The sequence below is a fragment of the Bacillota bacterium genome, from assembly GCA_040757085.1.
In the GTDB taxonomy this organism is placed as follows: Bacteria; Bacillota; Sulfobacillia; order JACIYH01; family JACIYH01; genus JACIYH01.
In genome coordinates this window covers 61539-84626 of sequence record JBFLXJ010000006.1, presented here as the reverse complement: position 1 = coordinate 84626, position 23088 = coordinate 61539, and the positions used below count along the sequence as shown (strand labels likewise).

The 23088-nt window shown below is 62.8% G+C and carries 21 protein-coding genes and 2 riboswitches; of the genes, 10 read left to right on the top strand and 11 right to left on the bottom strand.

Going from position 1 to position 23088, the window contains the following annotated elements:
* Positions 1-8: 8 nt before the first annotated feature.
* Positions 9-1295 (bottom strand): molybdopterin-synthase adenylyltransferase MoeB, encoded by a 1287-nt coding sequence (gene moeB / locus AB1446_02415; GenBank protein MEW6545760.1) that lies wholly within the window; start codon positions 1293-1295, stop codon positions 9-11.
* 192 nt (positions 1296-1487) lie between these two features.
* A riboswitch (SAM riboswitch) is annotated at positions 1488-1600 on the top strand.
* A gap of 183 nt (positions 1601-1783) precedes the next feature.
* Here moeB and AB1446_02410 point away from each other — a divergent pair.
* From AB1446_02410 to AB1446_02400, 3 genes are read left to right on the top strand one after another with little or no spacing between them, the layout of a single operon-like run.
* Positions 1784-3097: an O-acetylhomoserine aminocarboxypropyltransferase/cysteine synthase family protein gene (locus AB1446_02410; GenBank protein ID MEW6545759.1), complete on the top strand. Its 1314-nt coding sequence runs from the start codon at positions 1784-1786 to the stop codon at positions 3095-3097.
* A gap of 15 nt (positions 3098-3112) precedes the next feature.
* Positions 3113-4330, top strand: a complete 1218-nt coding sequence (locus tag AB1446_02405; protein MEW6545758.1) for a homoserine O-acetyltransferase — start codon at positions 3113-3115, stop codon at positions 4328-4330.
* On the top strand, positions 4327-4989 hold the full coding sequence (locus AB1446_02400) for a methionine biosynthesis protein MetW (GenBank protein ID MEW6545757.1): 663 nt from the start codon (positions 4327-4329) through the stop codon (positions 4987-4989). The genes AB1446_02405 and AB1446_02400 overlap by 4 nt, the downstream gene beginning before the upstream one ends.
* Before the next feature lie 89 nt (positions 4990-5078).
* Here the strand turns inward: AB1446_02400 and AB1446_02395 are convergent, their stop codons facing one another.
* The 10 genes from AB1446_02395 to AB1446_02350 form a co-directional block, all read right to left on the bottom strand.
* Positions 5079-5834 carry a GlcNAc-PI de-N-acetylase gene (locus AB1446_02395; protein ID MEW6545756.1) on the bottom strand — a complete coding sequence of 252 codons (756 nt, stop codon included), beginning with the start codon at positions 5832-5834 and terminating at the stop codon, positions 5079-5081.
* A 50-nt stretch (positions 5835-5884) separates the two neighbouring features.
* A complete protein-coding gene (locus AB1446_02390) occupies positions 5885-6682 on the bottom strand; it encodes a dipeptide/oligopeptide/nickel ABC transporter ATP-binding protein (protein MEW6545755.1) in 798 nt (265 codons plus the stop codon).
* Positions 6658-7644: an ABC transporter ATP-binding protein gene (locus tag AB1446_02385; GenBank protein MEW6545754.1), complete on the bottom strand. Its 987-nt coding sequence runs from the start codon at positions 7642-7644 to the stop codon at positions 6658-6660. The genes AB1446_02390 and AB1446_02385 overlap by 25 nt, the downstream gene beginning before the upstream one ends.
* Positions 7641-8465 (bottom strand): ABC transporter permease, encoded by an 825-nt coding sequence (locus AB1446_02380; GenBank protein ID MEW6545753.1) that lies wholly within the window; start codon positions 8463-8465, stop codon positions 7641-7643. Before AB1446_02380 ends, AB1446_02385 begins: the two co-directional genes overlap by 4 nt.
* A gap of 27 nt (positions 8466-8492) precedes the next feature.
* Complete coding sequence (locus AB1446_02375) at positions 8493-9509, bottom strand: ABC transporter permease (GenBank protein ID MEW6545752.1); 1017 nt, start codon at positions 9507-9509, stop codon at positions 8493-8495.
* The gene (locus tag AB1446_02370; GenBank protein ID MEW6545751.1) at positions 9485-10333 is read right to left on the bottom strand and encodes a methyltransferase domain-containing protein; all 849 of its coding nucleotides are present in this window, start codon (positions 10331-10333) and stop codon (positions 9485-9487) included. Before AB1446_02370 ends, AB1446_02375 begins: the two co-directional genes overlap by 25 nt.
* Positions 10333-11955: an ABC transporter substrate-binding protein gene (locus AB1446_02365; GenBank protein MEW6545750.1), complete on the bottom strand. Its 1623-nt coding sequence runs from the start codon at positions 11953-11955 to the stop codon at positions 10333-10335. The genes AB1446_02370 and AB1446_02365 overlap by 1 nt, the downstream gene beginning before the upstream one ends.
* Positions 11956-12063: 108 nt before the next feature.
* A complete protein-coding gene (locus AB1446_02360) occupies positions 12064-12867 on the bottom strand; it encodes a formylmethanofuran dehydrogenase subunit E family protein (GenBank protein ID MEW6545749.1) in 804 nt (267 codons plus the stop codon).
* 198 nt (positions 12868-13065) lie between these two features.
* Positions 13066-13779 carry an anaerobic ribonucleoside-triphosphate reductase activating protein gene (locus tag AB1446_02355; GenBank protein MEW6545748.1) on the bottom strand — a complete coding sequence of 238 codons (714 nt, stop codon included), beginning with the start codon at positions 13777-13779 and terminating at the stop codon, positions 13066-13068.
* A 34-nt stretch (positions 13780-13813) separates the two neighbouring features.
* Positions 13814-15898: a ribonucleoside triphosphate reductase gene (locus AB1446_02350; protein MEW6545747.1), complete on the bottom strand. Its 2085-nt coding sequence runs from the start codon at positions 15896-15898 to the stop codon at positions 13814-13816.
* A gap of 119 nt (positions 15899-16017) precedes the next feature.
* A riboswitch (cobalamin riboswitch) is annotated at positions 16018-16202 on the bottom strand.
* 191 nt (positions 16203-16393) lie between these two features.
* Here AB1446_02350 and AB1446_02345 point away from each other — a divergent pair.
* The 7 genes from AB1446_02345 to AB1446_02315 all read left to right on the top strand — a co-directional run bounded on the left by AB1446_02345 (position 16394) and on the right by AB1446_02315 (position 23029).
* On the top strand, positions 16394-17200 hold the full coding sequence (locus tag AB1446_02345; protein ID MEW6545746.1) for a hypothetical protein: 807 nt from the start codon (positions 16394-16396) through the stop codon (positions 17198-17200).
* Positions 17201-17579: 379 nt separating this feature from the next.
* A complete protein-coding gene (gene sdaAB, locus AB1446_02340) occupies positions 17580-18239 on the top strand; it encodes an L-serine ammonia-lyase, iron-sulfur-dependent subunit beta (GenBank protein ID MEW6545745.1) in 660 nt (219 codons plus the stop codon).
* Positions 18229-19131, top strand: a complete 903-nt coding sequence (gene sdaAA, locus AB1446_02335) for an L-serine ammonia-lyase, iron-sulfur-dependent, subunit alpha (protein MEW6545744.1) — start codon at positions 18229-18231, stop codon at positions 19129-19131. Before sdaAB ends, sdaAA begins: the two co-directional genes overlap by 11 nt.
* A gap of 74 nt (positions 19132-19205) precedes the next feature.
* A complete protein-coding gene (locus AB1446_02330; GenBank protein MEW6545743.1) occupies positions 19206-20240 on the top strand; it encodes a hypothetical protein in 1035 nt (344 codons plus the stop codon).
* Entirely contained in the window at positions 20231-20977 is a 747-nt protein-coding gene (locus AB1446_02325) for a phosphatidylserine decarboxylase (protein MEW6545742.1), read from the top strand. Before AB1446_02330 ends, AB1446_02325 begins: the two co-directional genes overlap by 10 nt.
* A gap of 120 nt (positions 20978-21097) precedes the next feature.
* A complete protein-coding gene (locus AB1446_02320; GenBank protein MEW6545741.1) occupies positions 21098-22087 on the top strand; it encodes a hypothetical protein in 990 nt (329 codons plus the stop codon).
* Positions 22088-22333: 246 nt separating this feature from the next.
* Positions 22334-23029 (top strand): hypothetical protein, encoded by a 696-nt coding sequence (locus tag AB1446_02315; protein MEW6545740.1) that lies wholly within the window; start codon positions 22334-22336, stop codon positions 23027-23029.
* The last annotated feature ends 59 nt before the right edge of the window (positions 23030-23088 follow it).

Genomic DNA, 23088 nt, shown 5'->3' with positions numbered 1-23088 from the left:
CAGGTCGCTCACGCGTGACCGAGGTGCAGAGGCTTTTCCCGCACCACGGGAAGACGGTAGTTGGCCCAGGCAACCATGCCGCCCGCCAGATTGTACACCCGCTCGAAGCCCGCGTCTCGAAGGGCACGTACCGCCGTGCCGCTGCGCTCCCCGATCTGACAGACAACGATCAGGGGTGTCTCTGCGTCGATTTCTTCAGACCTCCACGGCAGTTCGCCCAGGGGAATCAGCCGCGCCCCCTGGATGTGCTCGCGCTCGTACTCATGGGGCTCCCGCACATCGATGAGCTGGGCACCTTGCCGGAGAAGCTCGAGCGCCTGCAGGGGGGTCAGGTCTGCCGCCTCCCCGGTGGCCACGGCATCCGCTGCGCGCGGTGCAGACGGGGCGGAGACAGCCCGGGGTGCCGGTACGCCGCAGAACTGCTCGTAGTCGATAAGCTCCCTGATGGTAGGGTCGTCGCCGCAGGCGGGGCACTCCGGCCTGCGCTCCCACTGGACAACATGGTGGCTGCCTTCCAGAGCGTCGTAAATGTACAACCTGTTCGCCAGGGTCTTGCCCACCCCGAGGATCAACTTGATGGCCTCCATGGCCTGCAACGTTCCCATCTGGCCTGCCAGGGCACCGATGATCCCTACCTGCGCGCAGTTGGGCACGCTGCCGGGAGGCGGTGGCGTGGGGAACAGGCAACGATAGCAGCCCTTGCCCGGCTCGTAAACGGTGGCCTGTCCCTCGAACCGCAAGATGGCAGCATCCACCAGGGGCTTGCGAAGGAGCACGCAGGCATCGCTCAATAAGTAACGGGTGGGAAAGTTATCACACCCGTTCACCACCACGTCGTAGCCCCTGAGGATTTCCAAAGCGTTCTGCGAGTTGAGCACCGTCTGGTAGGGGATCACCTTAACGTCGGGGTTCAGAGCCTCGATCCGGCGCTTCGCCGACTCCGTCTTGGGTATTCCCACGCTGGCATCGTCGTGGATCACCTGGCGCTGTATATTGGAACGATCCACCACGTCACCATCCACTATACCTATGGTCCCCACGCCCGCGGCGGCCAGGTAGAGGGCAGCAGGCGAACCCAGCCCCCCCGCGCCCACAATCAGCACTCTGGATTCCAGGAGCCGTTTCTGCCCTTCCACTCCCACCTCAACCAGGCGCGTATGCCGGGAGTAACGCTCCATCTGCTCGGGCGTGAGCAGGGGCTCACCGGCTGAGAACCCCGAGAGGCCGGACGCCCCGCTGTCCGCCCGGGCACGGTCGGATTCGGTCCGCAACGATGGCGTACATGGGTCACCCATCAATCTCAACTCCCCCTTCTCCCGGGGCAAGTCTCACCCGGCGCACCGGGGGGCCCAGGTGCTACAGCGCCGGGACGTATTGTTGACAAACCCTCCAGCCACATTATATAGTTGAGCAAACCGATCGGGTAACACCACTATGGCCGTTCGGTTGCACATCCGCCGATCGACAACCGCATAAGTGACCGGGACTTCTTATCCAGAGAAGGGGAGGGACGGGCCCGATGAACCTTCGGCAACCTTCAGCCCGCTCGGGCTGAAAGGTGCCAACTCCCGCCGGCAAAGAGTGGTCGGGGAGATAAGAAGGGGTCGACACCAAGCAAACCCTCTTCTCACCCGGAGAGGGTTTGCTCGTTACAGCGGCCGCGCCCTCCGGTCACGAACCCTTACCCCAGGGGCGCGTTACCAGGACCATGAGCTGACGTTACCAGGAGCATGAGCTCCGATCTGCCCGCAGGACGGGGATCAAGGAGGGAGGAACCCGCAAGATGAAAACGGAAAGGGGAAAGTCCATCGAAACGGTAGCCCTGCACGGGGGACAGGTGCCCGACCCGACCACCGGGGCCAGGGCGGTACCCATCTACCAGACCACGTCCTACGTGTTCCGGTCGGTCGAGCACGCCGCCAACCTGTTCGCCCTGCGGGAATTCGGGAACATTTACACCCGCATCATGAATCCCACCACCGAGGTGCTGGAGAAGCGCCTGGCCGAAATGGAAGGAGGATCCGGCGCGCTGGCAGTGGCATCCGGCCAGGCGGCCATCACCCTGGCCGTCCTGAACATCGCCAGGGCTGGCCAGAACATCGTCTCCACCAACTACCTGTACGGAGGCACCTACAACCTCTTTCGCCACACACTGCCCCGCATGGGCATCGAAGTAAGATTCGTCGACTCCTCCGACCCCGCCAACTTCGCGGCAGCCATCGACGACAATACGCGCCTCCTGTACACGGAAGCTATCGGCAACCCCAAGAACAACGTGGATGATTTCCAGGCCATCGCTCAGGTAGCACACGACCGCGGCATACCGTTCGTCGTGGACAACACCGTAACCACACCCTGCCTTTTCCGGCCCTTCGAACACGGGGCAGACGTGGTGGTACACTCCCTCACCAAGTTCATCGGCGGTCACGGCACCTGCATCGGCGGGGCCATAGTGGAGTCGGGGAAGTTCAACTGGGCCAATGGAAAGTTCCCCGAAATCACAGATCCTGACCCCTCATATCACGGTCTGAGTTACTGGGAGACGTTCGGGTCCCACGGACGGGCGGTGGCTCCCGGTCTCGCCTACATCATCAAGGCCAGGGTGCAACTCCTCCGCGACCTCGGTCCCGCCCTTTCCCCTTTTAACTCGTTCCTCTTTCTCCAGGGGCTGGAAACCCTCCCCTTGCGCATGAAGCGACACTGCGAAAACGCGCTCAGGGTAGCTGCGTGGCTGAAAGCGCACCCTGCCGTGTGCTGGGTGAACTACCCCGGTTTGCCGAACCATCCCGACTACGAGCGGGCCAAACGGTACCTCCCGCATGGCCAGGGCGCCATCATCGGTTTCGGGGTCAGAGGGGGATACGAGGCCGGCGTCAAGCTCATCAACTCGGTGAAGCTCCTCTCCCACCTGGCCAACATCGGGGATGCCAAAAGCCTCATCATCCACCCCGCCTCCACCACACACCAGCAACTGGACCCGTCCGAGCGGCTCTCCACCGGAGTGACCGACGACTTCGTCCGCCTTTCTGTGGGGCTGGAGGACCCGGAAGACATCATCGCCGACCTGGACCAGGCCCTGGTGGCCAGCCAGAACTGACGACGGAGGTGCAGGATGACAGACCCCCTCAACGTATTGGTCACCAGAGCCGGGAAAGAGTATGACCCCCCCGATTCTCCCCGGTCGGTGGGGTGGACGCGCCCGCAACGGGTGCGTCTGGCCGATGAGTCGAACCCCCTGCCCCTTGATTGCGGTCAAACCTTTGCCCCCGTCGACGTGGAGTACGAGATGTACGGCACGCTCAGCGACAGGCGGGACAACGCCATTCTCATCCTGCATGCCCTATCGGGGGACGCCCACGCGGCGGGGTGGGATGCGGCGGCCGACGAGGATGGGCGCCCCTGGCGGAAGAACCGCCCGGGCTGGTGGGATTCCATGGTGGGGCCCGGCAAAGCCTTCGACACGCGCAAGTACTGCGTGATCTGCTCAAACGTGCTGGGAAGCTGCTACGGGACCACCGGGCCGTCGTCGATCGATCCCGCCACCGGCACACCATACGGGCTCAGGTTCCCCGTGGTCACCGTTCACGACTGGGTAAGACTCCAGGAGCGCCTGGTGAGCTTCCTGGGTATCGAGAAACTGCTGGCAGTGGCAGGGGGTTCGCTGGGTGGGCAGCAGGCCCTGGAGTGGACCCTGGCATACCCCGGGAGGGTGAAGTCAGCTATCGTCCTGGCCTCTTCGGCCCGCCTTAGCGACCAGGGTCTCGCCTTTAACGCAGTGGCCCGTCGCGCCATCATGAGCGATCCCAGCTTCCGCGGCGGCAACTACTATGGCGGGCCCGCCCCCGACCAGGGCCTGGCAGTGGCGCGCATGCTCGGCCACATAACATACCTGTCGCAGGAATCGATGCACCGCAAGTTCGGACGCCGTTACCGGAACGGAAGCGGGCCCAGTTTCCAGCTCAGCAACGACTTTGAGGTGGAGGGGTACCTGGAGTACCAGGGCAGCGCCTTCGTGCAAAGGTTCGATGCTAACAGCTACCTATACATTTCCCGAGCCATGGACTACTACGACGCTGCCTCATGGGGGAACGGCGATCTGGATAAAGCATGCGCCCGTCCGGACAGCCGGTTCCTCCTCGTCTCCTTCTCCTCCGACTGGCTTTACCCGCCCCGCCAGATGAGGGAACTGGCACTGGCCCTGTGCCGCAACAGGAAACCGGTCACTTACATCGACTTGCCGTCCTCTTACGGCCACGATGCCTTCCTTCTGGAAGTAGAAAAACTGGAGGAGATCATCACGTGCTTCCTGGAAGGGGGCCTGGTCCGGTGAAACGCAAGGCCGCGGGCTCACCCCCTGGCCCGTCTAGGGCTCTTGCCCTCCCGCAAGCACCGCGCTGGGATCACTGCCTCATCTACGACATGATCCCCCCACGCTCATCCGTGTTAGACCTGGGCTGCGGAGACGGGGAACTGCTCTCCAGGCTGATCGGCGAAAAACGAGTAACCGGCCTGGGCATCGAGAAAGACGTCAACTGCCTCATGCGGAGTGTGGCCAGGGGAGTCCCGGTGCTCCACGCTGACCTGGACGAGGGTCTAACGGGGTTCCCCGATGCATTCTTCGACTTCGTCATCCTGGAGCAGACCCTGCACGTCTTACACAAGCCCTTGCGGGTCCTGGAGGAGATGCTCCGGGTAGGCAGGGCGGGCATTGTGAGCTTCCCCAACTTCGGCCACTGGAAGGTTGCCACTGGCCTTGCCCTGACCGGTCGCCTGCCTGTGGCGGCAGCACACCCCCACCGGTGGGACGAGATCAATGTACACCCCTTCACCGTGTACGATTTCCTGGACTGGACCGAGAACCGGGGTGTCAGGGTAAAATGCGCGTTTGGTCTGGTCAACGGTTCCGTACGAGCCTTCCGGCGGCGCCATGCCAGGTGGGCAGAGGAGGTGCTCTTTGTGGTGAGCGGTTATCCCGGGTTCCCCGGCTAATCGGCTCACCCCCGGCTCTACCCCGGAAAGGTTTCGTCTCAATCCCGTGAGGGTCAGGGGACCCGCGGGGCAAGCCCTCGGAAGCGAGCTCACGGTCCGAGCCGCTCGAGATGGAAAAGGCCTTCCCGGCGGTAGGGTTCGGCCAGGGCAAAGTGGCCGTGGGAACCGAGGCTGGCCCGCACCGCTGCTGACTTCTCACTGAGGATGTGGAACGCCAGCCCGCGCTCGTAGTCAGACGCCAGCTGGTCGTAGCCGGGGATGACTGCCTCCAGCCTCTCCGGCGATAACCGCCGGGCCAGATACTGGGCACTGTACGTCATCTGAAAGGCGAGTTCAGCAAAGGCCTTCTCCTTGAGATGCCAGACGGGACCGATGTCTACCACGCAGTTGGGCCTCTCCGGCCACATGTAGTAGATGGTAGGAACCGGGTGCGGCTCCAGGCCTGGCATCTCGCCGAGAGCAAAGTCCCGCCCCGCCAGAGCCAGGGCCTCCAGACAGAGGAGCACCGTCACTCGCCGGTCGGGGTCCAGGTGGTGGAGGACGCTCTCGGGGTCCTGCATGATTACGATATCGGGCTTCGTTTCGCGGATGGCCCGGATTACCTTTACCTTTGCCTCATGGGTGAGGCCTATTTCGCCGTAGTCGAAGTCGAGGAACCGCACCTCAGCCCCCAGCACCTCGCCCGCCTTTGCCACCTGAGGCCGCCACATCGGCCGGCACAGGAAGACGGCAGCGTGCGATACTCCCCCCAGCTGCACGTTGCGGGCCAGGGCCCCGCCTGCCTCCGCCACCTCTGCCCCGTAGTTGGCCAGCAGCAAAACCGTCAACTTCTCGTCCGCTCCCACGGCTAAACCGTTCCTCCTTTTCAGCCCGCTCCTCAGGTTGAGTTGCGGACTCAAACTTCCAGATGGGACGTGGTCCTCTGGCCCAGCAACGCTTGAGCATCGATGATCTTCACTATCTTGCCGGCCTGCATGAGCGCAACCCGATCGGCCAGGTGGGCTATCGTGGAAAGGTCATGAGAAATGAGTACATAGGTCAGGTTCATTTCCTCTTGCAGGTCGAGGAGCAGGTTCCAGACTTGCGCCTTCACGCTCAGGTCCAGCCCTGACATGGGCTCATCGGCGATCAGTACGTGAGGGTCCAGGAGCAAGGCGCGGGCGAGACAAACCCGCTGCCTTTGTCCTCCCGAGAGTTCATGCGGGCGTCTGGACCCCAGGTGTGCCGGCAGATTTACGCGCTCGAGGACTTGCCGGATCTTCTTCTCCCTTTCCTTCTTATCCTTCACGCCGCGCAGCAGCAGGGGCTCTTCCAGGGACTGGTAGATGCTCAAGCGGGGATTGAGGGCGGTCCCGCTATCCTGGAAGATCATCTGCACTTCCCGCCTGAGGCTCCGAACACCGCTCTTCGTACCCGAGACGATACACCCCCTGTAAAGCACCTCTCCCCCGGTTGGCTCGTACAGCCCTACCATGGTCTTGGCCAGCGTGGTCTTACCACATCCGCTGCGTCCGACGAGAGCAAAGATCTCCCCTTCCTTAACACCAAATGACACCCCGTCCACCGCTTTCACCACGTTCGTTTCCCGCTGCCCGCAGACGGCAGGCAGCCCACGGTTCAACCCGAAATACTTCTTCAGGTCTCTGACCTCCAGAATGTACGAACCGTTCATGTGCTCGCGTACAGGTGGCATCTTACCCGGACGTCACCCAACCTTACCTCGGGAGGTTCCTCCTCGCGACAGACAGCCTTCGCCTCGTCACACCTCGGGTGGAAGCTACACCCGGTGGGGAACCGGATGAGATCCGGACCCTCGCCCCTGATGCAAGGAAGCCTCTCCTTTCGCCCCCGGGGTACCGAAGAGAGAAGGCCCCTGGTATATGGATGGAGAGGTTCCTTCAGAACCCTCCCGGCGCTGGAAACTTCCACGATTCTTCCGGCGTACATCACTGCCACCCGGTCGCAGATGGCTCTGACCACGTCGGGGTCGTGGCTGATGAGCATGATGGTGGTCCTGCCCTTAATCGCTTTCAAAAGCTCCACGATCCGCACCCGCGTGGCCGGGTCGAGGGCAGTGGTCGGTTCATCGGCGATGAGAAGCTTTGGCCTTCCCAGCAGGGCCATACCGATGAGCGCGCGTTGCCTCATCCCCCCGCTCAGCTGATGGGGATATCTTTTCACCGCTTCCCCGGGCGACTGGATCCCCACCGCGCGCAACGTCTCGATGACCTCGGGGAACCCATTGCCGTCGCGTCCCAAAATGCGCAGCATCTCGTCACGGAGACCGCGCCTTCCTGCCCGCACCCGTATCATTTCGAGAAGCTGCTCCCCGATGGTAAACGCCGGATTGAGGCCGGTGGCGGGGTCCTGGGGAACGAAGGCGATTTGGGTCCCCCTGAGTTGCTCCATTTCGGACTCGCGCAAGGCCGTGATATCTCTGCCCTCGAAGAGGATGCAGCCGCGTTCTATCTTCCCGGGCTGCTGGAGACGTAACACCGACAGGGCCAGGACCGTTTTCCCGCAGCCCGTCTCCCCCATGATGCCCATAGTCTCGCCTGCTTTGACCGACAGGTTGACCCCATAGTTGGCCTTCACCAGCCCCTCGCCGGTGTGAAAATATGTATGAAGGTCAAGAATTTCGAGCAGTTCCCTCAACGGTCAAGAGCCCTCCTCAAGCGCCGGTCACTTTCTTCCTCAAGGAAGAAGCTGATGTAGCTGAGCCCCAAAACCGATAGGGAAATGCAAAGCCCGGGAGGGAGGTACCACCACCACAAACCGTTGGTCAACCCGCCCCGCGAGAAAGCAAAGTGTAACATGGTCCCCCAGCTCTTGGCCGTCGGATCCCCCAGGCCGACGAAGCTGAGCCCCGCCTCCGCCACCATGGCACCCGCTGCCACCAGCACCAATTTCGCGAGCAAGATGGGAACCAGATTCGGGGCCACGTGCCTGACCAGGACCCACCGGTGCGACGCACCCATCACGAGGGATGACTCCACGAACCCCGCCGACTTGATGGAGAGTACCCGAGACCTGACCACCCGGGCCACGCCTCCCCACCAGAGGAGACCGATGATGACGGCAATATTCCAAAGGCTCGGCCCGAGGTAGACGGCCAGTACGATCAAAAGGGGGAGGCCCGGAACCACCAGGGCAACGTCAGCCAGTCCCATGAGGAAGTCTTCAACCAACCCGCCGTAGTAACCCGAAACCATTCCCACCAGCACGCCGACCCCCACCGCAACCGCGGACGCACTGAGCGCGACGGTCAGCGACGCCCTGGCCCCGTAAACCAGCTCGCTGAAGATGTCTTGCCCCACGTCGTTCGTACCCAAGAGATGATCGCGATGGGGCGGCAGGAACGGTTCGCCGGGCAAGTACGGGTCGCCCGGGGAAACAAGAGGCCCGAGGAGCCCCATCGCTCCCATAAGGAGCACGATGCCGAAGCCTAACTTTGCGCGCCCGGGCACCTTCTTCACCGCTCAATCAGCCTCCAACGTAGCTTATCAGCATCTGAGCCGGGGCTCGAGCCGCGGATAGGCCAGGTCCGCCAGGAAATTGGCAGTGAGCACGCACAACGCCACCACCAGAAACGTCGCCTGCAGAACCGGATAATCCCTGGCACGCACAGCCTCGTAGATCAGCGTCCCCATACCGGGCCAGGAGAAGACTATTTCCGTCATTAACGCACCTGACACCATGTGCCCGAACTGGAGGGCCGTAACCGTGACCACGGGGGCAAGGGCATTCCGGAGCACATGCTTGAACAACACCAGACGCTTCGACAACCCCTTGGCCAGGGCAACGAGGACGTAATCTTCCCCCAGAACCGACACCACGGAGTTGCGGACGATGAGAAAGTCATAAGACCCCCTGCTAATGGAAAGGACCGCTACCGGCAGAAAGGCGTGATGCAACAGTGCCAGGAAGTAGTGAGACGAAGATTCTCCTTTGGCCGGAATCCCACACAGAGGGAACAGGCCGAGGCGAAGGCTCAACACCGTTACAACAAGCATGGCGAGCCAGTACTGCGGCATGGCGTGCAGGAAGAGGGAGAATGACGTAGCCCAGGCATCGAACCTGCTTCCGCGTTTCCAGCCTGCCAGTGCCCCCAACACGATCGCCCACAACCACGCTAGCACGATCGCGGGGAGAAGCAGCGCGAGCGTCCACGCCAGTCGAAACCGGACTACCTCCGATACCGGCCGCATGTAGTGAAAGGAAACGCCCCAGTTCCCCCTGAGCATGTTTCTCAGGTAGCGGGCGTACTGCTCGCAGGCCGAACCCTCCAGCCCGAGTTCTTTCTTCGCCTCCTGTATCAGTTCCGGGCTTATGTGGGCCGCCTCCTCCCCCAAAAGGTTCAGTACCGGGTCACCGGGCATGAGCCGGGGGATGGCGAAATTGAGGGAGACGATGGCAAGGAGGACGGCCACATACCGAAGCCCTTTCCTCGTCGCGAATGAGAGGGAAACGGGAAGGCACCTCTTCGCGCCGGCGCCTATTGCTGACGGGCTCGCCACCATATGACTGCCAGATAGCCCTCCTGTTGGTCCTCACAGTATCCGTCCCGGCAGACCGAAGCCAGGTAATCCCGGATCGTTCTTTCTACTTCCGGGCCCTCGTATCCGAAGATGCTGAAATAGCATTTGTATTGCTCGAGGAATGCCTCCGGCCGGTCTTTGTGGCGATGCGCGTACTGTATGAACTTGATGCCCGGGTAATACCCCTCGTGGTACAGGATGTTAAAGGGGTATATGGGGTCGAACGCTCCTCCGCGCATCTCCCTCCCGGTCACCCTTTTCCAGAGTTCGTCCCGCAATCCCATCCTGGTCTTCCTGGCCGCGGTGACGAGACAACAGTACCCCCGGGAGACCTGATTCATCTTACACAGAGTGGTGTAATCCCACACGGCCGGGGAATTGGCCACGAAAACCAGGTCGTAATCCACCGAAGCCTCAACATCCTCCCAGCGCCCGCAGACGGTACGGATCCGCTCACCGAGCCCCCTGCGCACAGCCTCTTCTGCCAGCACGCGCAGCATCTCGGGAGCCGGGTCGAGGGCAACCACCTGCCTTACCCTTTCGGCCAGAGGTAGCGCATACGTGCCCGGCCCGCACCCCACGTCGAGCACGACGCTTGCCCCGGTAATCACGCCTTCCCGGGCCAGCCACGTGACCAGCTCCCGGTGGTGACCGGCCACCTGTTCGTTGCGACGGGCGTATGAGGTAGCCACCAGGTTCCAGAACTCCAGCCAGCGGTCAGGGCGGTCATAGCCGGAGTACAGGGACGACTGCGCACGGGCCCGGGCCCACTCTCTGGCCCAGAACTGGGGGTCGTGCCACTCCATCACGGGGACCCTTTCTTCAGGCTGGACCAGGTGGTCTTGTTGAGGATCCCGTAAATCGGGTCCACATACCACCCCTCGAACTTCTTGCTGTACGGCTGGATGAGCGTGTTCCAGTACAGCGGAATGGCGGGGAGATGTTCGGCGTAGTACTCCTGTATGTTCCTGGCGATCTCCTTTTGCCGGGAAGGATCGAGTTCGGTCAATGCCGCATCGACGAGCGCGTAGAACGCAGGGTCCTCGACCTGGGACCAGCCGATATTACGCGCGTCGAAATAGCCTGTGCCGTAACCTCCCCACATCATCATCCCCCAGGGGGTCGTGCGGGAAATGAAGGCTACGTGCGATTTCTCAATGTCGGCCACGTTCATGAAGGCGGCCTGATCCACCATCCTGAGCGAGGTCTTGACGCCCACTCCTGCAAAGTATTTCTGCAGCAGTTCACCCAGGCGAACACTCTCCGCCAGGTCACCACGGACCATCAGGTCGAGCACGAGCGGCTCACCCTTGGCGGTTTCCCGGTAGCCGTCTCCATTCACGTCTTTACAGCCCATTTCGTCGAGGATGGCGACGGCCCGCGTCTTGTCGTATTTCATCCCGGGAGTTTCCGCGTAGCCCGGCGTGCCCTCGGGAACAAAACCCGCGTTGGGTACCGTGCCGTAACCGGCGGTAAAGATCCTTTGCAGCTCCTCGTAATCGATGGCGTAAGCGAGAGCCTTCCTGAATCGGAGGTCATCGACGGGCGGCTTCTTCAGGTTGAAGAAGACGGCATTGGCCACGCCCAGGTTTTTCAGGAAGATGAACTTGATTTTGTCGTCTTGCAATAGCCGCGGCACGTAGATGGGGTCCGTGCCGGCCGCATAGAAGTACACCGTATCTATTTCTCCCTTTTGCAAAGCCATGTACATCGTATCCGGATTCTTGAACAGACGCACATGTACCTCATCGATATTGGGCTTTCCACCGTAATACTTCTGGTTGGCTTTGAAGACCAGAAGCCCGGCGGCCTTGTCGAATCTATCGAAGACGTACGGGCCGGTACCCAGCATAGCGGTGGGCTCCGTGAAAATCTTCGGGTCCTGCACTGTCTCGAATATGTGTTTCGGCAGCGTCCGCAGGACACCGAGGTTCACCAGGAAACGAGCGTTTGGCTTCTTGAGGGTGACGACGACAGTGTGGTCATCGGGGGCCTGTACGGAATCTATCATCGCCCAGTGACTCTTGTAAGTCGGGACCTTTTCCAGCAAGTACTCCACGCTGAACTTCACATCAGACGCGGTGAAGGGTCGCCCGTCATGCCACTGGACACCCTTTCTGAGCTTGAAGGTCCAGGTCTTCCCGTCCCTGGTCTCGTATGACTCGGCCAGGTCACCCCGATAGTTCCCCTCGGCGTCGAGCGTCACGAGGCCGTTGTGAGTGAAGATGCTGCGCAGAATCCCCATGTAATAGTCAGTGAGGCCGATGTCCTTGATGCCCATGGTGGTGCCCACGACCAGGACATCATTTGCCGATCCCGTCCTCGAGCATCCCGTCCCCAGCCCCAGCGAAACGCAGACCACGAACAGGATCAAGGTGGACAAGATGCACCTTAGCCTATGAAAAGTCCTAAAGGAAAGCCCGTTCATCGCAACACCCCCGTGCGTGCCGGGTGGCACGAATTACGCGATCGTGCTACACGTATTCTCCCTACCACCTGAAAATCCTGCTTGCCCTCGGGCCAGTGTCCTGATCTTTCATCCGGCCGCTGGCTGGCCACCATCGATCAAGACCTGGGCGAAAAGCGCGTCGTCGGGGGACTCCAGAATGCGCCTGACCAGGCGATCCACCTCGGTCTGGTAGGACACCAGCTCCTGCGGAGAAGCTTCATCCCGCTCGATTCTTTCCTCCAGCGAACTCAGGTCGGGCGTCTTAGCCAGAACCCCGGGAAGCACCTTCAGGAGAAGTTGCCCCTTGCGGTTGATGAAGCAGAAAACCTGGTCCCCGGTGTCTTGGAGTACCAGGTTCCCCTTGCCCACCGTGCAACCAGTCAGGTACTGGATCGCGTCCGCAGCCGAAGAAGAAGTGTACATCACCACCGACTGGGCGCCGTGCTCGTGACGGCCGAAGCCCAATCTGGCCCGCGCGATCATGGCCGCGCGGTAGCCCAGAGCCAGCTCCGGGCACAGGTGGCCGTGAAATGCCACCGCCCCCAGCAACTCACCCCTCACCAGGGCCAGCCCCGGCCCCACCGAGCCTGCCTCCACCGGGACGTCGCTAACCCGAAAATCGAGCCACCACGCAGAAGGGGAAATCCCCGGAACAGCATCCTGCCGCACCAGCACCAGGTTGTACACACCATGCGTAGTCCGCACCAGGTAATGATACTGTGAGGGCGACGGTTGCTCCGTACGGATGAGCTCCACCACCTCGTAGTGGCGGCCGGCATGGCGGAAGCCGAGAGGGACCTGCTGCCGGTTGTCGAACTCCACGGCTATCCGGGCTCCGATGTGCTCTACCCGACCCTCACGTACCAGCCGGAGGATCCGTTCTTTTTCCATGCTCGGCAACCCCCGTCCCGTCCGGCGCCGCCTCCAGAGCCAACCTGGTGCGTCCGCCATCCCGTGCTACATTATAGATATTCGTGCTACCAGGTGGTTCGACGCCGGCTGCGGCTCCTCCTTCCCGGGCGGGGTTGAGCCGTTGGGCGAGGCAAGCCGGATGCAACCCCTCACGGGGAGCCCGAAGAGAAGATGGCTTTACGGTAAGTTGCGGTCGCCACCCCTTACTTCAACCCGGACCACCAGGTGCGCTACCCGGCAGGCCAGTCGTTCCAGGTAGGAGCGGGGGCACGGCGGACGCTTCCGCCACTTTTCGTCCAATGTTCTCCTGGGCGGCAGGTAAGGCTGGAGCACGTACTTCCCGGCTCCCGTTATCCATCTGGCAATTGCTTCCACGTCATCGGCAGAAAGCAGGCCAGGCACCACCGTGGTCCTGAACTCGTAGGGTACCTGGCTCTGTTGAACGAGGCGGATAGATGCTTCCAGGACCCCCGGGTCAACCCGGCTGCGGGTCACCCTCCGGTATTTGTCCCGGGGGGCCTTGACGTCCATGGCGATATAGTCCAGCAAGCCGTGCTCCAGCAACCGGGCGAGCACGTCCGGGCGGGTGCCGTTGGTGTCCAGTTTCGTCTTGAGCCCCCGGGCTTTCACCCTGGCCAGAAAGGCGGGCAGATCGGGCTCCAGTGTGGGTTCCCCACCGGTTACGCAAACCCCGTCTATGAACCCCTCACGCTCCTCCAGGAATTGCAGAAGCTCCTCCTCCGAGATCCAGGGCAGCCCGGGCGAACGCAAGACCAGGTCCGGGTTGTGGCAGTACGGACACCTGAAGTTGCAGCCAGCCAGGAATACGGTGGCGCACATGGTTTCCGGGAAGTCAACCAGACTGAGCTTTTGCAATCCCCTGGCATACATGAGGTTCGTCCCTGATGCCCCGGATTGTCCCCGGTTACTCGGTCACGATAAAGGCCCTTCTGTCACGGTACTCTTGCCGCTTGCCGCCGTTCCAGTTCTGCACGGGCCGGTAGTATCCGACCACCCGGCTCCACACTTCGGCGGGGCTCTGGCAGTGCGGGCAGGTGGGTTGTTCTCCTTTCAGGTAGCCATGCTGGGGACAGACGCTGAAGGTGGGCGTGATGGTCAGGTAGGGGATCCGGAAGCGGCTCAACGCCTTCCGGAGGAAAGCCTTCAGGGTCTTCACGTCATCGATGCATTCCCCCAGAAAAACGTGGAAGACCGTTCCGCCAGTGTACCTGGTCTGCAGTTCTTCCTGCAGGGCTAAGGCCTCAAAGACGTCATCGGTGTAGCCGGCGGGAAGGTGGGTGGAGTTGGTGTAATACGGTTCCCCGGCCCCGGCGGTGATGATATCGGGATACAGGGAGCGATCAATCCTGGCCAGCCGGAAGGACGCTCCTTCCGCCGGCGTAGCCTCCAGGTTGAACATCTGGCCGGTCTCTTGCTGGAATGCGATCATCTCTTTCCGCATGAACTCAAGGACTTCCAGGGCAAACTGGCGTCCGGCCGGGCTCCCAATGCCCTGACCCAGGAAATTCAGGAGAGCTTCGTTCATTCCCACCAGGCCGATGGTGTTGAAATGGTTGGCCCAGTATTGCCCCAGGCATTCCTTCACCTGGCGCAGGTAGTGGCGGGAGTATGGATACAGCCCTCCCTCGGTCAACCTTTCCAGGACCTGCCGCTTGATCAGCAAGCTGTCTCGCGCCAGCTCCATCAGTTCCCCCAGGCGAGCAAAGAACTGTTCGGGCGCTTTGGCCAGGTAGCCGATGCGGGGCAGGTTGATGGTCACCACACCTATGGAGCCGGTGAGGGGATTGGCGCCGAACAGACCTCCGCCCCGGCGGCGTAGCTCCCGGTTATCGAGCCGGAGCCGGCAGCACATGCTGCGCACGTCCTCGGGACACAGGTCGGAGTTGACGAAGTTAGCGAAGTAGGGGATGCCGTAGCGGGCGGCCATGGCCAGGATGCGGTCTGCCACCGGGCTATCCCAGTCGAAGTCAGGCGTGATGTTGTAAGTGGGAATGGGGAAGGTGAATATGCGCCCGCGGGCGTCCCCCTCCAGCATCACCTCACAAAATGCGCTGTTCAGCATGTCCATCTCCGGCTGGAACTCCCCATAGGGGACTTCCCGGAACTGCCCTCCTGCTATGACCGGCTGCTCCACCAGGTAGGACGGCACATTCACGTCCATGGTCAGGTTGACGAAGGGGGTCTGGAACCCCACCCGGGTGGGCACGTTCAGGTTGAAGATGGCCTCCTGCAGGGCCTGCTTGACTTCCCGGTACCCGAGGCCGTCGTACCGGATAAAGGGCGCCAGGTAAGTGTCGAAGTTGGCCAGGGCCTGGGCTCCCGCCGCCTCGCCCTGCAGCGTGTAACAGAAATTGACGACCTGGCCCAGAGCGGTGCGGAAGTGCCTGGGAGGAGCACTTTCCACCTTCTGCCCCACCCCGGCAAAACCGTGACGCAGGATGTCGGCCAGGTCCCATCCGCAACAGTAGGGCGCGAGGAGACCCAGGTCGTGGATGTGAAAATCGCCACTTTTGTGGGCTTCCCGCACCCGGGGAGGGTAAATCTTCTCCAACCAGTAACGGGCGGAAACAGCGGAGATGATGTGGTTGTTGAGCCCCTGGAGGGAGTAATTCATGTTGCTGTTTTCACTCACGCGCCAGTCCAGCTGATCCAGGTAGTCCTGCACCATCTTCTCGGCATCTACCAGCAGGGCACGAAAATCCCGCAATTCCTGGTGCTGCTTGCGATAAAGTATGTAGGCCTTGGCGGTGCGGGCGTGGCCGCTTTCGATGAGGACCTTCTCCACCACGTCCTGCACGTCTTCCACGGTGGGAAGGCGGTCAGGAAAACGACTGCTGACGATCTCCACCACCTGGTCAGCCAGTCGTTCGGCCAGGGTCCGGTCGCGTCCCCCCACGGCCCGGGCCGCCTTGAAAATCGCGTTCACGATCCTCTCCCGGTCAAAGTCGACGATCCGCCCGTCCCGCTTGACGATTTTCTCCGGCGTCATGCTGGCACCATCCTTTCTCGTTCCGGGCGCGCTGTTATGGGGATGGAAAAGGCCCCAACCCGGTGACGGATTGAGGCCATGCCAAAACACATAAGGCACCTCCCCTTTCGACCGAAGGTACAGGTCGCCTCCGTGCAGGCAGGTTTCCTGACTCACGGGTCATCGCCATCCCCGGCCTTCCCAGGCGAACTGCCCAGTGGCCTGCGGTGGGGCCGGCTACCCGTTCACAGTGGCGGGACCGTCCAGGATTTTCACCTGGTTCCCTTTTAACCCCCTGAGGGGCACCCGCACGGCATCTGTGGTTGTCCCCGAAATTGTATCACAGGGCGTTCCCGCGGACAAGCAGGGGAACCGGCGCACTGTCCTAACTCGGGCCGAACGCACACGACGGCTGCTCAACTGACGACGTGCACGCCGGCGGCACCGGTTCACCGGGACGATGTATCGACGTTTGTAACCGCACTCCACGTGGTCGATCCCAAGGTCCCCGGCGCCGTGGACGAGATCATCCACCTCGGGGACTACTGGGACGAGAACGGCCTGCGCGCCCGCCGCCGGGAGATCATGGAGGCCAACGCAGAAGTGGGCCGCTGCTTCGCCCGCGCCTACCGCTTCCTCAAAGCAGCCCAGGTGGTCTATGACGACTGGGAAACCCTCAACCGCCAGGCCATGGACTACGCCCTCGCCAACCAGAAGGCAGCGGCTCTCATCGGCGAAATCCTTAACCACCGCCCCATCGCCTCCCGCCTGGGACGCGACCGCCACCTCTTCGCCTCCGCCATCACCCCCGACGGCCTCATGAACTACGTGGAAACCATCATCGGGCCGCTCCCCCGCAAGTACGTCATCTCCGGAGAGCCCGGAACTGGCAAGTCCACCCTCCTCAAGAAGGTGGCCCAGGCCGCGCTGGAAAGGGGCCTGGACGTGGAGCTGTACCACTGCCCCCTCAACCCGGAAAAGGTCGAACACGCGGTCATCCCCGCCGTGGGCGTGGCCCTCACCAAGTCCATCGAACCGCATATGTGGCGCCCGGCCCCCGAGGACATCGTCGTGGACATGAACGAGTGCCTGGACGACCGCATCGTCGAACGCAACCGGGCCGCCATGTCGGACTGCGAGCGCCTCTTCGGCCAGCTCTTCTCCCAGGCCATCGCCTGCATCCACGACGCCAAGGCCACCCACGACCTCATGGAGGCCTACTACGTCCCCTGCATGGACTTCGAGAAGATAAACAGGGTGCGGGAGAGAACCCTGGAGCGGATCCTGGCCTACGCGGCAGAGGTGGGCATGGCGGCGGAGTGATCCCTGCCTGTGCTGTGGGGCCGGGTTGAGTTGGCTCCCGGTATCTCAAGGCAGCAGGTGGTTTGACCCCCGGCAAGGAACTATCGTCCCTGTGCCAGGTCCCGGAAGATGCGGGCCAGGTCTGCCTTGGCCATCTTATGATGCTCTTTCCGTCGGTGCTTATCCCGAGCGGTGTGTCCACGGTGATCCCCACCATTTCCAGGACGGGCTTGTCGATGATCAGCGCCGTAAACCGCATCCATGGGATGACGCGCGCCGCGGTTACGGCATGCTCGTTGGCGGGATCTCGCAGCCAGCACGACGCGAAGGACCATGCGTTCTGCCTGGGGGTCCTGCTACAATAATCCCGCGCCCGAAAAGAAGGAAGGTGCCAAACACGATGCGGCTTCTCGATGTGCTGGGTCCTGTGATGATCGGACCATCAAGCTCCCATACTGCCGGGGCGGCACGCCTGGGCAGGCTGGCAAGAATCCTGCTGGGAGAACCCCCCGCTAAGGCGCTCATCACCCTTCACGGTTCGTTTGCCGCCACTTACCGCGGGCATGGCACCGACCTGGCCCTGGTAGGCGGACTCCTGGGATTCGGTACAGACGACGAACGTATAAGGGACGCGTTCAACCATGCGTCAGCCGCCGGCCTCCACGTTCGGATTGAGACTGCCGACCTGGGAAACGTCCACCCCAATACGGTCCGGCTCGATCTCGAAGGTGTTTCGGGGAAGAAGATATCAGTAACAGGGTCCTCCCTGGGCGCAGGCAAGGTCGAAGTCACGGAAATCGACGGACTAAAGGTTAGCCTTACAGGCGAGCAGCCGGGCCTGGTTGTGACCTACCCTGACAGGCCCGGCGTGGCCGCGGCCATAACGGGTGTACTCGCAAGAGAAGGTATAAACATAGCCGGCATGAGGATCACACGGGCGGGACGTGGCAAGACCGCCATCTGCATCATTGAATGCGACCAGGAGATACCGCAGAGCGCAATCCGGGAAATCGAAGGCCTGCCCGGGATACAGAAGCTAGTAGCGATGGGTGCCAACTGAAGCGAGGTGCATTTGGGTGACGCTCAGCGAACTTGCACGAAGTGCGGCTGAAAAGGGCATATCTCTCGGACAACTTGCGGTCCGGCTTGAATCGGAAGAAACGGGAATCCCCGCAGACGAAATCACAGGCAAAGTCCGCACCATGCTTCGTGTCATGGAGGACGCCGTACGAGACGGCATTGCAGCACGGGGGAAGCTCTCCAGAACCGGCCTGTCAGGAGGTGACGCGTCGCGCGTGATTGGCTGGCTGGACGGTCCCCGGAGTCTGCCGTCCAACCGACTCCTCACCCGCTCCCTGGCTTATGCTCTAGCGGTGTCTGAAGTGAACGCCTCTATGGGCAAAATAGTCGCCGCACCGACTGCTGGTTCTTCTGGCGTGATACCGGGAACGTTTCTCGCACTCGCGGAAGAAGCCCGCATACCTGAAGAATCCCTGGTAGATGCTCTGTGCACCGCGGGTCTGGTGGGGCAGGTAATAGCCACAAGGGCGAGCCTTTCCGGTGCGGAAGCCGGCTGCCAGGCAGAGTGCGGCTCGGCAGCAGCCATGGCCGCTGCGGGACTCGCGCAACTCCGCGGAGGTACACCCGAAGACTGCATTCACGCCGCAGCCATCGCCCTGAAAGGCCTGATGGGCCTCGTTTGCGACCCCGTGGCCGGCCTCGTGGAAGTCCCGTGCGTAAAACGGAACGCCACTTCTGCCGCGGTGGCCATCGCCGCCTGCGAGATGGCACTGGCGGGCATCCGTAGCCGTATCCCGCCCGACGAGGTCATCGACGCGATGGCCGAGGTGGGAAGATGCCTGCCTCCCTCACTCAGGGAAACCGCCCAGGGTGGTCTTGCCGCCACTCCCTCGGGGCAGATGATTTCCCGGCAGATGAGAACACCCCGGTGAACACCCGCTGTCCACAGGCCAGGCGCCCTCAAGGGTATGGTGCAAATCCACGGCCCTGCATGTAAAATGATGCCGTGGGTGGAAGCCGACCTGTCTATGGCATTGAGGAAGAGGTATTCGTACTGGAAGAGGGCCGGCCCACGGTCAGGTCGCTGTACTACCTGGCCCGGCTGCTGTGGAGCGACCCTTGCTGGTACTACACGCACTCGGCGTCCAACTTCAACCGGGGCACGGACCTCAGGTACGGCCTGATGAGCGGGATAGAGGTCTCCACGGGAAGGCACGACAGCATCGCTGCCCTGGTGCAGGATCTGGCCGAGCGCCGGCGGGACCTGGCCCGGGCCTGTCAGGGGTTGCTCTGCCCCCTGGGGAACCTGCCCGATCAAACCCAGCCCAGCAACACCTGCGGCCTTCACCTGCACATCAGCGGCGTGGAGTGGGACCTCGCTTACCGCCGGCTGGTCCGCTACCTGCCCGCATTCGCCCTCGCCCTGGCCCACGCTCCCTGGGCGGGGGGCAGGCGATTTGGCCAGTCCTTCCGCTGGGCACACTCCTACGCCCTGGGACCCCTCCGCCCCGACCCCGCCTACCGATTCCAGGACCTCATCCGGTCCCGGCGCCTGGGGACGCTGGAAGTACGGGTATTCGACCCTTCCCCCGACCTGGGCAGGCTGGCGGAGGTCCTGGGCTGCCTGCACCGTCTTCTCGTACTCCCCGCCGGAGACACACCCGCCGACCGGGCGGACGAGGATGGCCTGAGGGCCCAGTACAACCATCTCCGGTACCAGGTCGCCCGTCTGCGGTCTCCTGACCACCCCCACCGGGAACTGCCCCTCGCCGACTGCGTACGGCACCTGCGGGAACTCACGGGCTTCGATGAGGACTGGGTCGCCCGCACCCCGGCGGACGAGACAGCGGCGCTGTTGCAGGAAACGGGCCGGGAGGCAACGTACTTGACGCTCGACGCCCGGTACCGGCAATGGGCCGGTGCAACTCCCTGGAACGGCAAACGGGCGCCGTTCCTCGCGGGGGCGATAGCGGGATTCATCGGCTACTACCTGCCGCGATTGCCCTACACCCTGTGGAAGGCGTGGAGAGAATGGTCCTGAAGTGGCTCCTCCCCCTCGCAGCCCTGGTTGCCGGCCTGTACGCTTACCTGCGCTGGGTGTGGTTTTTCCGCGATCCCCTGCGCCGGCCACCCCCGGACCAGCACGCGATCCTCGCCCCGGTGGACGGGAAGGTGGTATACGTTCGCCCCATCCGGGAAGGGGCAGTGTGGTCCGTCAAACTGGGCAGGCCCATCGCCCTGCCCGAGATCACGCGCGCCGCCCATTCTCCCCGGGACGGGTGGATGGTAGGCATCTACATGTCACCACTGGACGTGCACTACGTATACGCCCCCGTGGCCGGCCGGATCGCGGAGGTCTGCCACCACCGGGCCGCTCGCAACTGGGCCATGGTGGACATGTGGGAGTACCTGCGCCTGACCTGGCTGCGCCGGGCCGTCGACCTCATGGGGAAACGCCACCACCTGGAAAACGAACGCCTCACCCTGCGGCTGACCGCAAATGAGGGCGACCTGTGGCTGGTCGAGATCGCCGACCGCTTCGTGAACAAGATCCGCTGCTTCGTGCAGCCGGGGGAGGAGGTGGCCGCCGGACAGAAGCTCTCCTTCATCAGCCGCGGATCCCAGGTGGACGTGATCATCCCCGATCCCCACGTTGCCGTCATTGCCCGGCCCGGGATGCAGGTGTACGGTTCCCTCAGCATCATCGCCCGCCGTGCGGACCCCACTTCCCCACATAGCCAAGCCCACTATTTGCCATCGCTCAACCGCAATTCGTGATATAATGGACCGGCGGACGGGAAAACACTGGCAGAAGATAGCTGGCAGCGCGATCGAGGCGATGTGGTGGCCGCGTTCGCCCTATGCATATCACAAGGGCCGGGGAGGGAGGAATGATCGATGGTGCTGGGTGGCATCGTAATGGCGGTGTTGGTGGCTTTGGCCATCATGTGGGTACTCCCCGGCCGGCCCCGCCGCCTGGCCAGGGTTCTCACCCTGTTCGGGCTGAGCGCGGTCCTGCTGGTGGTTCTCCTGTGCGGCCAGGCAGCCCTGGTCATCAGCCGGACCGTACTGAACCCCTCCTTCCATTCCACCGCAGTGGAAAAAGCCAACTTGGCCCCGCTGCTCTCGGCAGCCGTCGCCACCCAGGTGGCCCAGGAAGTCGCCCGCCAGATCGGCAAAGGAGCCCAGCCACAAGAGGTGGCCCGACTGGTGGAGGACTGCCTCACCCATGCCGTGTCCCCACAGTGGGTCAAGGAGCAACTCGATGGCGCAATCGGCGGGCTGCTTTCGTACCTGCACGGCCGTACACCCGCCCTCGATGTTTCCATTGATTTGCGGGAACCGAAGGCGGCAGCACTCGATTTCCTGGGTGCTGCCAAGATAGACCGGCGTGTCTCGGAGAACCTCCGCAAGCTGGTGTCGCGAACGCCCGACAGCTGGTCGGCGGCATCGATAGCGGAGATCAGAGATGTGGAAGAGTTGCTGGGGAAATGGCGCCCCGCCGTCCGCGCAGTTTCGCTGGCGATCCCGGCCGCCGCCGTGGTCGCAGCAGTCACTGCCCTGCTCGTGGGGCTGGTGTGCAGGCGTTCCCGGGCTACAGCCACCTGGCTGGGCATCACCACGCTCGTAGCTGGCCTGGGATCCGTGGTGCTGGCCATGGCAGGCCAACCCCTGCTCGGCCGATACCTGGCCGCTGCCGGAACGTCCCCTTCGCCGGCAGGCGTCTTGCTGCAACGGTGGCTGGAGATCGAGGCGCAGGGAATCATGGGAATGGAGCAGACCGCAGGGCTACTTACGCTGGCGGCCGGCCTCGCCCTGCTCCTCGCGCCGGCCCTCGTCCGGCGCAGGACGGCGCCGGTTGCATCCGGCGTCGCCCGAAACTCGTGAAGTCCAGGGCGCAACCCGGTGGAGCAGCCGGTGCTCACGTTTTCAGGCGGGGCCGAAAGCGTCGCGGAGGCTGGGCTCCGCGGGCGAGCCCCACTCGAGCTGGCCTGGCAGGAGAAGCCCAACCCGGGAGCGAATTCTAACCCAAAAGACAAACCAGCGATGGGGCTCGCTGTATGTTGCGACTTCGCAACTGATGGCTCCTGGCTTGTGCGCCAGGAGCCATTTTGCAAAGTGGGGTGCCACAGATTGCCTGCCTGCGTGGAGTTGCTCCCTGAGGTATCCGAGTGGGTCACTGGGCTGACGCCAGCCGCCCTGAAACAAGCCCTTGAGCGTGGAGCCACCTGGCTGCTGGATACGGACGAACTTCGCCTGCACGGCGATGCACGTGATTACGTGGAAGGCCAGGTAGAATATGCGGCCCTCGCTGCGCAAGCGTTGCACCTCGAGCACGAACAGCAGGAACTCGAGCAACAAGAGCACGAACTCGAGGCACTGGCAGAAACGCTGGCCGCCGGGCGGGTGAAGGGGTGGGGAGTGAGGGAGCACAGCAAGCTGGCGGGTGCGGAACCCAAAGGGCCCCGAGCAGATTCAACAACCGTGCCACGCCTGATCTTGACCCCGGTCCGGTTCGACGAACCTGACACCGTTGCATATATCCAAGCCACATTGCGCGAGTTGTGCCAGCAGAAAGGGTGGGATGAGGCCGTGGCCCTGCGAAACGCACTGACGTGTGCGTTTGCCCTGGGACGATTGGCCAGCCTCGACCGGAACCAACTCGCGAAGGAGAGGGCTGTCCTGGGCAGGCAGTGCGCTGTCCTGCGCTACCGGATATGGGTTCTGTCACAGGATAACCGCACCATCGAGATGCATCTGGGGGGTCTGCGAGCCCGCGTGGCCCGTCTCCGCGCGATGCCCAACCTGCCCCCCACCCAGACCAGGTAGCTGCCGCCACCTGCGGGGCTTTCCGGTGACCACGCGGCGAACTCTGGCCGCCCGCGTGC